The sequence below is a fragment of the Pirellulales bacterium genome, assembly GCA_036490175.1.
Classification (GTDB): Bacteria; Planctomycetota; Planctomycetia; order Pirellulales; family JACPPG01; genus JACPPG01.
On record DASXEJ010000108.1, the window covers coordinates 16,097 to 31,689 of the forward strand.

The following is a 15,593-nucleotide window of genomic DNA, read 5'->3' on the forward strand; positions in this document are numbered from 1 at the left end:
CGCGGCGGCTTGCAATTTTATGAAACGCATCGGCATTCTTACCGCAGGCGGAGATACTCCGGCCCTCAACGCCACCATGTACGGCGCCGTCGTGCGCGCCAATCAGTGCAAAGTCGAGGTGCTGGGGTTCATCAAGGGCTTCAGTAGCCTGTTCAACCCGCGCGTTCCGCACGTTCGTCTGAACCCACTGTTCACGACGATCCCCGAGCTCGACCCCACTTACGGCGGCACGATCATTGGCGCCTCGCGCGATTATGTCGATCCGCGCGATCGCGGCATCATTGAAGAGATCGCCGACCGGATCAAGCGGCTGGGCGTCGAGGGGCTGATCTGCATCGGCGGCGACGGCACCCTCAGCGGTATGCAGGTCCTCTCCGAACACTTTCCCACGGTGCTCGCGCCCAAAACCATCGACAACGACCTGGGCCTGAACTACCGCCACGAGCCCGACGAATGGCAGCGCGAGCCGTGCGAGCAGCCCCCCGGTTATCGCTACTTCCGCGCGCCGTCGCGCGTACGCTTCGAGCTGGGGCAAATCGTCAACTATGTGACGCCAGGCTTTGCCACGGCGGTTTACGTTTCGGCCGGCGGCGTGCAACGCATACGCACCACCGCCGAAAGCCACCGCCGCATCGCGATCGTCGAAGTCATGGGGCGACACTCCGGTTACCTGGCTTTGGGCGCGGCGTTTGGTCAGCCCGACATGGTGTTGATTCCCGAAGTTCCCTTGAATGTCGATCGCCTGGTCGAGCGTGTGATCGAGCTTTACGAACTGCAAAAGAACCTGGTCATCGTTTGCGCCGAGGGGATTGTCGACGAAAACGGACGCGAGCTGGGCGCCACGCATAACTCCACCGACCCGGCCGGCAACAAGATACTTAGCGGCGCCGCCGAGGCGCTGCGGCAGATCCTCATCGAGCGACTGGGCGATGCCTACTTCACCGCCAAGCGGCGCAACGAATCGGCCCGGGCGGCGGTCTTCACCCGCAAAGTCGGCCACACGCAACGCGGCGGTCGTCCAGTGATGTTCGACTCGTTCTATGCCACGCAGCTCGGCGGCCACGCTGTCGATTTGCTGCTGCAAGGGCAGGTCAACGGCGTGGCCATCCTGCAATACGATCCGGACAAAGGATTTCACGTCGGCAGCATCAACGGTAACGATTTTCGCGATCGGTGGGGCTTCATTCACTCACGGCAGGTGCATCCGTCTTTTTACGATCCCGAGCGGTTAGGGTTATCGCGCGTCGGAATCGATTATCTCCTGCCGATATTCAACAATGCTCTAGGAGTCGACGATCTGGAGCATGTGCGGCAGAGCATGTTCCGCCGCAGCAACCTGTCCGAGCCCTATCACTCGGTCAACGTCGACGTCAACAAGCGCATCTGCTATCTCGATTGATCGGAAGACAACTCATGGCGGACGTGCTAACCTCGGAAACGGAATTCGCCACTCGCGCGCGGCTGCGCGGTCAGCACGCTAGCGCCGCGGCTACGATGCCCGAGGATTCGGGCCTGGAGTACGATACTCGCATGCTCGACGGGTTGCTCGATCAAACGATATTGCGGCTGGGCGGCGAAGAGGCCTTTCGTCTGGTTGACGAAGTTCGCACCGCGGGGCAAGAGCTGCGCAATACCCCGTCGCTCGAAGCCGCCCGCCGGCTGCGCGATCGGCTCACGTCGCTCGATCTGCCGGCCTTGCGGACGCTGACACGGGCCTTCAGCTTGTATTTCGACCTGATCAACCTTACCGAACAGCAGGCCCGCGTGCGGGCGTTGCGGGCCAGGGCGACGGAATCGCCGTCTCAACCGCTCCCCGAGACGCCGGAATTGGCGCTGGTGCGGCTCCGCGAACGGGGATTCACGGCCCAGCAAGTGGCCTCGACGCTCGAACGGGCCCTCGTGCGACCGGTCTTTACGGCTCATCCCAGCGAGGCGCGGCGTCGCACGATCCTGGAAAAAATCGATTCCATCGCCACCCAGCTCGACCGCCTGGAGTATTGCCAACTTCTGCCGGGCGAGCGTGCCGAAGCCATCGCGACGATCACCGCCGAAGTCGAAGCTTTCTGGTTCACCGATATCGTGCGGACCGAACGTCCCACCGTGCTCGACGAAATCCGGCACGGCTTAGGTCTGGTCAGCGCCACTTTGTTCGAAATGGTCCCCCGCGTATATCGCAACCTCGAAGAAGCCTTGGCCAACACCTTCCCTGGCGAGGCACCGGCGGTGCCACCGCTGTTGCGATTCGGCTCATGGATCGGCGGCGATCGTGACGGCAACCCGCATGTCACGGCCGACGTCACCCGTCAGGCGGTGCGCCTGCACCAGGAAACGATCCTGAGACATTACATCACCCAAGTTACCGAGCTCGGACGAAGGTTGAGTCACTCCAGCCACTTTCTGCAACCGGGCGAGGCCTTGCTCGATTCGCTCGTCATTGACGAAGCCATTCTCTCCGAGGCCAAGCGCTACGGCGAATTGGAGCCCTACCGGCAAAAGTGCGGATATATCGTCGAGCGTTTGCAACGGACTCTGGACTTGTTGGCCACGGCAGTGCCGGATTGGCACCACGACGAACCGACCGTCACTCCTGGAATTTATCGGGCACCGAGTGAACTGCGCACTGATTTGAGCGTGATCGCAGAAGATCTTGAACGCTCGCAAGTAAAGCACGTGGCCACGGGACTGGTCCGCGACCTGACGCGGCAGGTCGACGTGTTTGGGCTGCACATGTTCTCGCTCGATATTCGCCAGCATGCAACGCGGCATGGCCGCGCCATGGAAGAAATTTTCGCCTGGTCGGGAGTTTGTCCGCGGTACTCGAAATTAACCCCTCACGAGCGCTTTGAGTTGCTCGAGCAAGAGCTAGGCCAAAACCGTCCGCTGCTGCCGGCTCATTTGCCATTTTCGCCGGAAACGCGCGAGGTCGTGCAGACTTTCCGTACGGTGTCGGCCGTGCTCGAGCAACAATGTGCCGATGCGATCGACACCTATATCACCAGCGGCGCCACAGAGCCGGCGCACATGCTGGAAGTGCTATTGCTGGCGCGCGAAGCGCGGCTCTTCCGTCCGGAGGAGGGCATCAGCCGTCTGCAGATTGTGCCGCTGCTCGAATCGCTCGAGCCATTGCGCAGTGCCGTCCCCTTTATCCAGCGATTGCTCGTGCAGCCAGTCTATCGACGACATCTCGAATTGCGCGGCAACGTACAGGAAGTCATGCTCGGCTACTCAGACTCCAGCAAGGAAGCCGGCTTCCTGCAATCGGCCTGGTCGATCTACAAAGCGCACCGCGATCTTGGAGACCTGATGCGCCGCACGGGCGTAACGATTCAGATTTTCCATGGCCGCGGCGGTGCCATCGGTCGTGGCGGTGGGCCAGCCAACCAAGCGATTCTGGCTCAGCCGCGCGGCGCCGTGAACGGGCGGATCCGCATTACCGAACAAGGCGAAATGATCGCTGATCGCTACGGCCGCCCGGCCATCGCGGCCCGCCATCTGGAACAAGTGCTCAACGCCGTGCTGCTCAGCAGCTTCCCTGAGGAAGAGCGCAACGACCCCAGTTGGGAATGGGCTCTGGAACGACTGGCCGATAGCGCCTCGCGTCATTACCGCGGCCTGGTTTATGAGACGCCGGCGTTCCTGACTTACTTTGAGCAAGCCACCCCCTTTGCCGAAATCAGCCAATTGAAACTCGCCTCGCGGCCGGCCTTCCGCGGCGCGACGCGCACCATCGACCAGCTGCGCGCCATCCCTTGGGTGTTCAGTTGGATGCAAAGCCGGCACACCTTGCCAGGTTGGTTTGGGCTTGGCAGCGCCGTCGGAGATTTCCTGCTCGATCATGGCGGCGACATCGCGCAGTTGCAGGATATGTACGGCCGCTGGCCATTCTGGCGCACGTTGATCGACAATACCCAGATGATCCTGGCCAAGGCCGACCTGACGATCGCGCGGCTCTACGCCGATCTGGTCGAAGACCCGACCATCGGCGATGAAATCTTCCGCCGCATCGAAACCGAGTTCCATACAACAGTCGATTTCGTCCTGAAAATCACTGGCCAAGGACGTTTGCTGGACAACGTTCCGGTGCTGCAGGGCTCGATCGAGCGACGCAATCCTTATGTCGACCCGTTGAGCTTCATTCAACTGGTGCTGCTCAAACGGCTCCGCGCTGGCGAGGAACCCCGCACCGAATTGCTCACCGCCTGCCTGGAAAGCGTCAATGGCATCGCCTCGGGCTTGAAGAACACCGGCTAAGCCGTGCAGCGGCCGATCAAATCGCCGGATTACGCCAATAATTCGCGCACCACGCGCCCGTGTACATCGGTCAGCCGGTAGTCACGGCCGCTGTGGCGGTAAGTGAGACGCTCGTGGTCCAAGCCCATCAGGTGCAGGATCGTGGCATGAAAGTCGTGAACATGCACGGGATCCTTAGCCACTCGCATGCCGTATTCGTCGGTTTCACCATGAACTATGCCCGGCTTCACACCGGCGCCAGCCAACCACGAGCTGAAGGCCCAATTATGGTGCTCGCGTCCCTTGGCGTCGGCCGTGTTGTTGAACGGCGTGCGGCCGAATTCCGTGGTCCACACGACCAGAGTCTCGTCGAGCAGCCCGCGCGCTTTCAAATCCTTCAATAGGCCCGCGATCGGCCGATCGACATTGGGGGCCAGCCGAGCGTGGTCCATCATGTCTCCGTGCGAATCCCAATTGCCACTGGAGCCGGTATCCACAAGCTCGACGAAGCGCACTCCGCGTTCAATCAATCGGCGCGCCACCAGGCATTGCCAGGCGTATCCCTTCGTGCTGCCGCGCTCAAGGCCGTATAGCCCCATTGTCGCGTCGCTCTCCTGCGACAGATCGAACGCATCCGGCACGGCCATTTGCATGCCGAACGCCGTTTCGAATGATTTGATGCGCGCATCCAGCAGGGCGTCGTCCGGTCGCGCCGCCAGATGACGGCCGTTCAATTTCGCGAGCGCGGCCAATTCCAATTCTTGCCGGAGCACCGGTACGCGCGGTGCAATGTTCGCCACTGGCTCATCTCCCGGCACGACCAACGTTCCCTGATGGGCGCCGGGCAGAAAATCGCTGGCATACACCTGCGAACCGGCATACGTCTGCGCCGGAGCGATCATCACAAACGACGGCAGGTTCCGATTTTCTGTCCCTAATCCGTAACTCACCCACGAGCCAATGCTGGGCCGCGCGAACGCGAACGAACCCGTGTGCATGCCCAGCGTGGCGTTGTAGTGATTCGAATGATCGGTATGCATCGATCGCACGAGCGCAATGTCATCGACGCACCCGGCGATATGCGGGAACAACGAGCTGACCTCGGTGCCTGATTGTCCGTGCGGTTGAAATTCCCATTGTGGTCGCTTGAGAAAAATCCGCTCGTAACCGGGTCGGTTCTGAATCTCGGGATGGTCGAGCTGCACTTCTTTGCCCACGTCGGCCTGCAGCTTGGGCTTGGGATCGAACGTGTCGACATGCGACACACCGCCGGTCATGAACAGAAAAATTACATGCTTGGCCTTGGCCGGAAAGTGCGGCGGCCGCGGCGCCAGCGGATCGGTCGAGACGGCGTGCGCCCCCTGGTCCGCCATTAGCTCGTGCAGCAGACCAGGCCATAGCATCGACCCCGCCACAGCCGAGCGCAACATGGCACGCCGCGAGCAGAAACAGCTCGAAGGCTTGTCATTAGTGTGGTGGTCCTGTTTATGCATAATCCGATCTCTCTGCGGTCAGTCTACTAGTCGATGTGCAGAAATTCGTTGGTCGCGAACAGCACGCGTGCCAACGCGCACCAGGCCAGTCGCTCGGTATCCGCAGCGCCCGGCGCTGACACGGTTTTTGCGTAGTCCGCCAGGAACGACGCCGCAATAACCTGCTCGTCCGGCGTGGCCGATCGCGCGAATAATTGCTGATACGCGAAATCCACGCGCAAGGCGTTTTCTGCCCCGGCGCCGATCACCCGGGCAGCGAACATCTCGGCCCGTTGGTGCAATTGCGGATCGTTCAAAAAGTACAAGGCCTGCGTCGGCACGGTCGTCACGTCGCGCAGCGGCGTGCTGGCATTCGGATCGGCACCGTCGAAGAGCGCAAAGAATCGCGTTCGACGATTTCGCTTTTGCATTACGTATACACTGCGCTTGAGCGTATCGTATTCGGCGGCAAAGGGACCATGCTGCGTGAAAGACCAGCTCGCTTCCGGTGGGAACGGGTGCGATTCACCCGGCGTCCGATCCAGCTCGCCGCTTGCGACGAGCAACGTATCGCGCAGCTCTTCGGCAGCCAAGCGGCGGCGAGCAAACCCCACGTACCGCTCATCGGCCATGCCTGTAGCCGCCTGCTGGTAGGTCGCGCTCAACAGAATCAAGCGGTGCAAAGCCTTCACGCTCCAGCCGCTACGAACAAACTCACTGGCCAGGTAATCGAGCAGCTCGGGATGCGTCGGGGGCGCGCCGCGGGCTCCAAAATCATTGGGCGTCTTGACCAGCCCGCGGCCGAAGTGCCCCTGCCAAACGCGATTGGCCATGACGCGTGCCGTGAGCGGATTCGCCGGATCGGTCAACCAGCCGGCCAGTTCCAACCGACCGCTCGTCTGGTTGGATTCGACGCGTTGACCGCCCAGGAAATCGGGAAACTTGCGCGGCACCTCATCTCCCAGGTCCTTGGGCTCGCCACGGCGTTGGATGCGCGCGTTGTGCGGTGTTCCTTCGGCAACCGCATAGGCGACCGGCATGCTTTGATCACGCCCTACCAGCGCATCGCGCGCACGTTGCGCGCGAGATAGCGCCTGGCCGAGATCTCCCAAGGCCGCCAGACCAGCGGCCAACTCCGCCGCGGCATAGTGCATGACCTGCCAGCCAACACCATCGACCCCGCCAGGGTGCACATCCGTAACGCGCCCGCGAATGCTGACGGCGCCATCGATCGGGCTTGACCAGGCCAAGGCCACCGCACCGCCCGGGCCAGGGTGCATGAAAAACTGCCGCGGGGCCAACGAGGTCCATACCTTCACGGCCTGTTGCGAGGTGTTTACGAACAGCGAAGGAGTGTCCCCCTGTCTCCAGCCACGCAATTCAGCACGGCCGTCGATCGCCGCCAAACTCTCCGACAGCATGACCGGTCCGTCGCGGGCGTCCAAAAAACTCCACGTTGCAGGGTTGCCGTACGTATCCGCATGCGGATTGCCTGTGAGCAAGTCGGTCAGCAGGTCCGCCGCGCTCCAGCGCCGCGCGCCCCCGCCGATCTCGCAAATCTCGAACTCCACTTGCGTGCTATCGGCACCGTGGTTGCCACGGGGCGTAATGAACAACTGCACCACTTCGCCGCGACGTACCACGACATGTTCCAGCGGCACTTGCGAGCCCTGGGCGATGTCGACCGTCGCGCCATCGTCGATCTCGCCGGCCGATAGCAGGCGCCCCGTTGCCGTCATGGCCAATTTCAAACGCGCCGACTGTTCGACTTGCGCGGCAACGATTCGCTTGATCTCCGTCTCGGCCTGCGGCACTTGCTCTGCCGCTTCCTTGGCCAGTCTTTCAGATTCGGCCGGCGACACCAGCGACACCAGGTCGCGTGGCCGTTGATTGGGTTCACAGCCCGGATAGGCAAATTTGCTGCTCTCGAAGATTCCGTACAGGCCGTAATAGTCGCGCGTCGACAGCGGATCGTATTTATGGTCGTGGCACCGGCAACATCCCAATGATAACCCCAACACCGACTTGCCCAGCGTATCGAGCGTGTCTTCGAAAGTCAGGTGCATGTCCTTTTCGATATCATGACCAAAGCGGCGGGCAATTGCCAAATAGCCTGTGGCAACGACGCGATCGGCGTATTCCTCGGCGGGTCCCTGTCGGCCGATCAAGTCTCCGGCGATCTGCTCGCGGACGAACTGGTTGTAAGGCAGATCGCGATTCAGCGCGCCAATGACCCAATTGCGATAACGCCAGGCGTGCGGCAGCGGGTGATCGGAATTCTCGCCGGCGGTATCGGCATACCGCACCACATCCAGCCAATGGCGGCCCCACTGCTCACCGTAGTGAGGCGAGGCCAACAACCGCTCGACAACGGCTTCGTAGGCGCGCGGCGATGTGTCTAGCTCGAACGCAGACACTTCCGCGGCCGTGGGGGGCAAACCTGTCAGGTCGTACGTCACGCGTCGCAGCAAGGACCTACGATCAGCGGGCGCCGTGGGGTGTTGGCCGGCCATTTCCATCTTCGACAGTACAAAACGGTCGACGCCCGTCCTCGGCCACGATTCCTCGCGCACCGACGGCGGGGCCGGAGTCTGCACTGGCTGGTAGGCCCAATGATTGGCCGCGGTAAATTCGACCCGCCGCTCCGCCCATGGCGCACCCGCCTTGATCCAAGCGACAAAGTCGGCCACTTGATCCGCGCGCAAGGCTTTGTCCGGCGGCATCGCCGACACGTCATCGGCGCGTAAGAGCGCCTTGATAAGCAAGCTCTCCTCCGGCTTTCCAGGAACGATTGCCGGTCCGGATTCGCCCCCGCTGACGAGTGCCTCGCGCGACGTTACCCGCAAATCGCCGGCCACTTGCTGATCGCCATGGCAGCGAAAACACACGCCGGCCAGCACGGGATGAATCTTTTGCTCGAACAGTTCCAAGGCGGCTGCGGCGGGCTCGTCTGCCCGCGCCGCCGCCGGGAGCAGGGCGAGCGCCGCCATGATCCTCCAGCACCACGGTGACGCGATGCGGCCTGTGCGCTGCACGACTAGATCTCCAGAAGCTCGTCGGCATCGCCGAATCGATCCATGCGGACTCCTACCTTGTCCATCATCGACAGGTACAGCCGGCACATCTGCCGGTTCGGCTTGTCGAGATAGTCGAGCACGCGGCCTCCCTTGATCTGCCCACCTCCGCCGCCGACCATCACGACGGGCAATTTCATGGCGTCGTGAACTCCGGTAAGCATGCTCGAACAATACATGAGCATGGAATTATCGAGCGCCGTCCGTTCCCCTTCCTGGATCGCGTCCAGCTTGCGGGCAATATAGCCCAGTTGGCTGATAAAGAACTGATTTACCTTCAGCCAGTCGGCCGTGTCGTTGTGGGACAGCAAATGGTGGATCATGTAGTCCACGCCCAGATTGGGGAAGCGCAGCGACGAGTGATCGTTATTGAGCTTCAGCGTCGACACACGCGTTGTGTCTGTCTGGAAAGCCAACACCAGGATGTCGCACATCAGCCGCATATGCTCGCCGATGTCTTGCGGCAGTCCGTCGGCGGGGCGAGGAATATTGGGCCGATCGAGCGTGGGGCGCCAGCCCTGCACCTGCCCGGCCTTGCCTGCATCTTCGATGCGCTGCTCAACCTCGCGAACGCTGTCGAGATATTCGTCCAGCTTGCGTTGGTCCGAGGTGCTGATCCCGCGGCGCAGGTCGCGAGCGTCAGACAATACGGCATCCAGCACGCTTTCGTCCCCTCGCGCCACTTCGTCCTTGAATAGGCGGTCGAAGGCCAGGGCCGGATACAGTTCCAGCGGCGTGGGCGTGGTGGGCGAGCTCCACGATATGTGCGAACTGTAAAGCATCGAGTAGTTCTTATGGACCGAGGCGTTGGACATCTCACAGCCCAGCACCAGGCTCGGTACCTTTGTGGCCCGTGCGAACCGCTGGGCGACGACCTGGTCGACACTGGTGCCGGAACGGATCTCGCCGCCGCTGGCCAAAGGCGCGCCCGACAACAAGTTGCCAGTCTGCGAACTATGAATGTTTCCCTTTTGGGCCTCTTCGTTATATAGGCCGCGAATAAACAGCAGCTTCTCTCGGAAATCGGTGAGCGGCTCCAGCACCTTGCCAAGCTGCATGTCGCGCCCTTCCCCCTTGGCCCACCACTCGGTCGAGTGAAAGCCATTGCCGGAAAAGAGGACCGCCATCCGCACCGGCGGTTGATTCGTTTGCGCGGCAGGACCAGCATCCGCGGCCCAGGCAGGCAGCGACTCGAGCCAGGGCAAAGCCATCGTGACCCCCAAGCCGCGCAACACGGAACGACGCGTAAGGCGAAAATCCTGCATCATGGCAAACACCTGATTCCTTGGGGCGTAACGAATTCCAGGTCTTTAATCGGCACTAACGGTTGCCGCAAAACTAGCGGCACGTTTATCTATCTATTCATCTCGATTTGCCAGCGAGGCGCCCGTCGCACCGCGCTGCCGAGTTCGTTCAACTATTGGTCCTCGGCATCGGCCACTCCTCGGTGATAACGGAACTGCTGGCTACGAACAACGGCCTCGACCGCCGCAGAGAATCGATAATCCTGCTTTGTTAGCTGGGTGACCATGTCTTCCACCAGCGGCTGATCCGATAGCTGCACGCCGCGCCCTAACGCATAGCCCAAAAGCTTGCGCGAGAAAGTGCGCAGGAACTGATCCTTCCGCTGCGTGAGCAAATAGCTGCGCAGATCGGCCAGGCCATCGATGTGCGTGCCGTCGGGCAAGTCGGCGGCCGTATCGATCGGCCGGTCTCCCAGGTCCTTGTCCCGTTTGCGGCCAATTGCGTCGTACCGCTCCAAGGCAAAACCAAACGGGTCGAGCTTGGCGTGGCACGTCGCACACTGCGCCAGGTTGCGATGCTTTTCAATCAGCTGCCGCACGGTCAAGCCTTCGGTCGCTCCTTCATCATCCGGCAGAACAGGAACACCCTTGGGGGGCTTTGGCAACTTTTCCCCCAGCACCATTTCCAACAGCCAGTTGCCACGCAAAATCGGACTGGTGCGTGACGCCCCCGAGTTCTTGGCCAACGTCGTACTCAACCCCAGGATGCCGCCGCGGCCAAATTGCCGCACACCGTCGACACGCCGCCATTCTGTCCCGGTCACGCCGGGAATACCGTAATGCTCGGCCAACGGACCGTTGAGGAACGTATGATCGGCATCCAGGATCTCCAGCACCGAACCATCGCGTTGGAACAGGTCGGCAAAGAACCTTATCGATTCTTCGTACATGTCGCCGCGCAACGCGATGAACGTGGGAAAGTGCCGCTCGCTCTTTTCATCGAGCTTGTCGAAATCGCGCACATCCAGCCATTGGCAGGCAAACTCGGTGGCTAGGCTGCGCGCGCGATCGTCGAGCATCATCCGCCGCGATTGTGAAGCCAACACGTCAGGATTGCTCAACTCACCAGCGACCGCCAAGCGGCGCAATTCGTCGTCGGGCTGCGAAGACCAGAGGAAATAGCTCAGCCGACTGGCCAATTCCCAATCCGTAACCGGTTGCGCTTGGCTCCCCGGCGGCGCATGCTCGACGCGATACAAAAATGCCGGCGAGACTAGCACCCGTGCCAGCACCAAACGCAAGGCTTCGTCATGTGACAGGTCTTCGCTGCGCAGTGTGCGATATAGAGTACGCACTTCGTCTTCTTCATGAGTCGTCAATGGTCGACGATAGGCGCGCGAGGCGAACTCAACCGCCCGGTCGACCTGCACTGGCGCCGTATCGAGCAATGATTGGCGGAAGGCATCCGCCCCTTCGTAAATCTGCTTGCGATAAGGCTCGAACAGGCCCGGATCGCTGTCTTGGGTCGCATATTCCATCAATTGATGAAAGGCGTCCTTCAGTCGCAGAGCATCTTGGGTGATGTAGCGGAGCTCGGCCCATAGCTTGTCCAGACGAGCATGCTCAGCATCGTCGAGCATCAGCTGCGAGAGCGCGTCGTCGTCGCGATGTAAGAGTTGCAGGGTAACCGCTTCGTCGATGGGTACGATCCGCGGATAGCAGACCGCCGGCGGAAACAAATGTCGCACTTCGGCGAACGACGCCAGGACACGGGCCCGAGCCTGGCTGCCGTCACGCGCTACAAGAGGTACGCCGGGCAGCAACGCCGACACCGCATCAGACACCGTAATCGCCACGCGCGGCTGCACACTCCCTTCGGCACCCAACTCGGCGTCGAGCGTACAGGTGGCGACAAACTCGCCGCCGGCGACCAATTCGGCCGGCAATCGTATCGCCAGGACCGATGGCGCCTCGACGGACAAGAAGTTGGGACTGATCGGCTGGCCATCCGCGCGCTTGCCGAAGAGTGCGGGATCGACGCCCCACGCCGGCGCGCTTGGGTCGGCCGCGGGCGTCGCACTGGCGAGCTCGGCAGACGATTTGGTCCGCGCTGCCCGCGCGAGCGGACTTAAGACCGGTCCGATCAACGATGTGACCTGTCGATAGCACACCGCGTTGGGGTCATCCCCTCCGCCGGGGCGCGGACCCATCAGCAATTGCTGTACTTCTTGCGCGAGCGCTTGCTTCGCAGCGGGATCTTGCGCGTCACGCCATTGGGCCAACTTTGAACTGGGGGGAATCACTGGAGCGTACTGCCCATCGGTCGCTGGCTCAGTATAGAAATGCCATACGCCCTGATTGCCAAGTCGGTCGGCGTGCGGATTGCCGGCCAGCACATCGCTGGAAATATCTCCGGCGAGTTGCCATTCGCGGCGTTCGCCATCTGTCGTCGCAAGCGTGAGATCGATCTCGGTCAAGTCGCAAGCATGGTTGCCATCGCGTGGCCCAATCGCCAGGGACACCAGATCCCCGGGATGAACCTTTATGCCATCCAAAGGACCGGCCGCGGGGGTCTTCAGCCCGTCGCTCGTGCCGCCGGCCAACCGAGTGCGCGACAGGCCGCGCCGCAGTTCCAGCGACCAGGTGATACCATTGCCGCAAGCCGTGTGAGCGCGGGCCACGTGCGCAGTTACTTGCAATGTCGCCGCAACCGGACTCTGCCAACCGACTACTGTTTGCAAAGTGGGCGCTGGATGCACCGCAACACGATGGGGCTTCATCGTGCCGGGAATATGCACTTCCTGGTCCGAAGCATTGGCCACCAGGTTCGGCGTTTCGTTCGGGCCCCAACCTTGCACGAAGTTGTAGCCCCCCATGCTCTTGATTTGGTTCGTAAAGCGGCTGTCGATGGTCACGGTTCCCTGCGGGACAATGCCCAGGTAATCGAGCCAACCGATCAGCGCCTCGGGATCGAGCTGATGCTTTTGCGCGAGCGCGGCGGAATCGACGGCGCCGCTGATGGTCTGCGCTTCACCAGCCGCGGCCAGGTAGAGGGCAGTCGCTGACAGCACCTCTTTGCGCCTGGCCAACAAGTATTCGCTCTGCTGTCGGATATCGCGCAGTGCCAACGGGGCGCGGCCCGGACTTTCTAAGCGTGGCTCTTGCCAGACGACCATATCTGCGGCGTGACCATCCCCTGCGTCGCCCGCGGAGAGATAAACCGTGACTTCCTCGGCGTCGGGTGCCGGCTGCAATTTGACGCGTACCTCCTGCGCGGCAACCACTTGGTCGACCGGCTGATGCCACGGCTTCATGTGTCCTACGGTATTGGTACGCCAGAGGGAACTCTGCCACGGACGAATCAGGGCGGCTAACGTCGCGACATCTTCAGCTTTGGCGCTGCGCCATTGCGTACGCAGTCGATCGATGACACTACCGGAGTAATCAGCCGTGCGGGCGGCAGCATCAGTTTGTTTCGGCTCTGCATTGAGCGTCTGCCAAAGCACGGCCAGATACTTAGGACTAAGATTGCGCTCGGCCGCGACGGTAGCGATGGTCTTGGAGCCAGCCTGCACCGCCCCTCGCTCGACGATCGTTGCTTCGAGGTAAGCTTCAAGCGGCACCCGACCGTCGCCATCGGCAAAGCGGCGGTACATGCCACGAATCTCGCCTAATAGCTCGTTCTGCCAGTCCCCTTCGTTGGTCGCCGGCGAGAAGCGAAAGCCATCGGGCAGTAACACTGCATGCGCGGCAACCTCCTTGGCCGCGTCGAGGTACTTGGTCAGCAGCGCCGGCGACATCACTAGCGATTCACCCGTATTGATGAAGCCTTCGCCGGCGGCGCCATCGATCGGAAACTCGCGTGCCGGCGTAAGGGGCACACCTGTCAGGTCGCGAATCGTACAGGTGTACTCGAAATTATTCAGCCGACGCATGACGACGCGCCCCGGATCACCGGCCGAGGCCCGCGCCTCGGCATCCAAATAGTTGCCGACCCAGCCACGCAGCTGCTGCCGCTCGTCGGGCGCGGGCTGCATAGCGTCCTTGGGGGGCATCTCGCCGTTGTCCAACATCTCGGCCACTTTTTGCCAAGTCTTGGGGCGGCGTCGGACCTCGGTCAGCGTGGCAAAACGCTCGAGGTTAAGTTCCCCTTCCTGGGTCTCGGCCGAATGGCACTCCAGACAGTAACGTTGCATCAGGCCGTGAACCCGCGCGCGATACGACTCGCTCAATTGCTCAAACGGGATTTCGTCGGCCCGTGCCGAGTCCAGTACAGATAGGTAGCCGACAAGCACGGCCAACCACACGATTGGCCTCGCGCACCGGATCACTGACGTAAAATCCTTGCCTCGCGAGTTCATGTACTTTCCATCCGCCGTTGGTGACTTCTAATGTGCTCTTCCAATTCCTCGCAGGCCAGGTCCAGATTGCCGGCCTGCAACGCATCGATCAGACGTTGATGCCCATCGATGCCTTGGTCGCGCTCGGCCCTTTTGACGCTCTCGCGAAATCGCAAGAAAAAGACTGCCAGTAAATCGTTGAATGCCAGCAGCGGCGACAGGCCGCTCGACTCGACCAGGCGCCGATGGAAGGCGATATCCAGCTCGACCCACCGGGCCAGGTCGCGGGCACGTCGCAGTTCTTTGACAAGCTGTGCGAGCCCTTCGTAAATCGTAGGGTCTTTTTGCATCCGCCGCATGACGTACGGCAGTACACCCGTCTCGATCAGAATCCGTGTTTCGATCAGTTGGACGGCGGGGGCTTGCTGAAGCGACGGATGAAAGCCCAGGTAGGCAGTAACCCGATCGATATCGACCGAACCGACCGTCAGCCCCACGCCCGGCTTCGAGGCAACGATGCCCAGGAACTCCAGCGCCTTGGTGGCCTCGCGCAGACTCAAGCGGCTGACGCCGAACTGCTCGGCCAGCGCGGTCTCGGTCGGCAGCCGATCCCCCGGCTTCAGGCGCTCGCTAGTAATATACGACGTCAGATGATCCGCAATGACGTCGCGGATCTTGCGACGCGGGAGAGCTTCGAGCATGTAGGAAGGCTCCAGGCGGGGGCAGCCGGTGACTGCGTGAAACCAGCAATTAGATTATCTGATAATCGAGACGTGTCAAGAAAACGGCGGTCCCGACGCGTTAGAAATGGCACGCCCTGCCACGGCGAAGGCGACAGAAACGGCCCCGCGGGACGATTACTTGGCCGTGTTTTCAGACAATACGTAACACGCCATCTGTTCGTCGTTACGCACGTAGAGCCGCCCGTGCGCGATCGCGGGGTGATTCCAGGTTTTGCCGTCGAGCGCGTGGAAACGCGCAATCTCTTGATGCCGCTCTGGCTGCGCGGCAACCAGCACCACGTCCCCGGCCTCGGACAAAATCACGAGCAATTTCTGATCTTCTAGCAGGAGCAATTGGCCATGGCCGTAGCGACCGCCCTTCCACCGCTGCGCGCCCGTCTCGGCATCGACGCAACAAAACATGCTGCCGTTGAATCCGTACACGGCATTATCGATAACCACGAAGTCGTTGTAGGCAGGTTTCATCGACTTCGAAGCCCAGCGCTCGGCG

The 15,593-nt window shown here is 61.6% G+C and carries 8 protein-coding genes; 2 read left to right on the forward strand and 6 right to left on the reverse strand.

The genetic code is table 11. The features are described from left to right. Positions 1-19 precede the first annotated feature (19 nt). Positions 20-1,399 (forward strand): 6-phosphofructokinase, encoded by a 1,380-nt coding sequence (locus VGG64_07640; GenBank protein HEY1599458.1) that lies wholly within the window; start codon positions 20-22, stop codon positions 1,397-1,399. A 14-nt stretch (positions 1,400-1,413) separates the two neighbouring features. Beyond that, the gene (gene ppc / locus VGG64_07645; GenBank protein ID HEY1599459.1) at positions 1,414-4,251 is read left to right on the forward strand and encodes a phosphoenolpyruvate carboxylase; all 2,838 of its coding nucleotides are present in this window, start codon (positions 1,414-1,416) and stop codon (positions 4,249-4,251) included. Positions 4,252-4,280: 29 nt separating this feature from the next. Here the strand turns inward: ppc and VGG64_07650 are convergent, their stop codons facing one another. From VGG64_07650 to VGG64_07675, 6 genes are all read right to left on the reverse strand, one after another. Then, positions 4,281-5,660 (reverse strand): DUF1501 domain-containing protein, encoded by a 1,380-nt coding sequence (locus VGG64_07650; protein ID HEY1599460.1) that lies wholly within the window; start codon positions 5,658-5,660, stop codon positions 4,281-4,283. Positions 5,661-5,749: 89 nt separating this feature from the next. Continuing rightward, on the reverse strand, positions 5,750-8,737 hold the full coding sequence (locus tag VGG64_07655; protein ID HEY1599461.1) for a PSD1 and planctomycete cytochrome C domain-containing protein: 2,988 nt from the start codon (positions 8,735-8,737) through the stop codon (positions 5,750-5,752). A gap of 2 nt (positions 8,738-8,739) precedes the next feature. Beyond that, positions 8,740-10,044: a DUF1552 domain-containing protein gene (locus tag VGG64_07660; GenBank protein ID HEY1599462.1), complete on the reverse strand. Its 1,305-nt coding sequence runs from the start codon at positions 10,042-10,044 to the stop codon at positions 8,740-8,742. 149 nt (positions 10,045-10,193) lie between these two features. After that, positions 10,194-14,381, reverse strand: a complete 4,188-nt coding sequence (locus tag VGG64_07665) for a DUF1592 domain-containing protein (GenBank protein HEY1599463.1) — start codon at positions 14,379-14,381, stop codon at positions 10,194-10,196. Further along, on the reverse strand, positions 14,378-15,061 hold the full coding sequence (locus tag VGG64_07670) for an FCD domain-containing protein (GenBank protein ID HEY1599464.1): 684 nt from the start codon (positions 15,059-15,061) through the stop codon (positions 14,378-14,380). Before VGG64_07670 ends, VGG64_07665 begins: the two co-directional genes overlap by 4 nt. Positions 15,062-15,217: 156 nt before the next feature. Then, on the reverse strand, positions 15,218-15,593 hold a 376-nt coding region (locus VGG64_07675; GenBank protein HEY1599465.1), incomplete at its 5' end, for an alcohol dehydrogenase.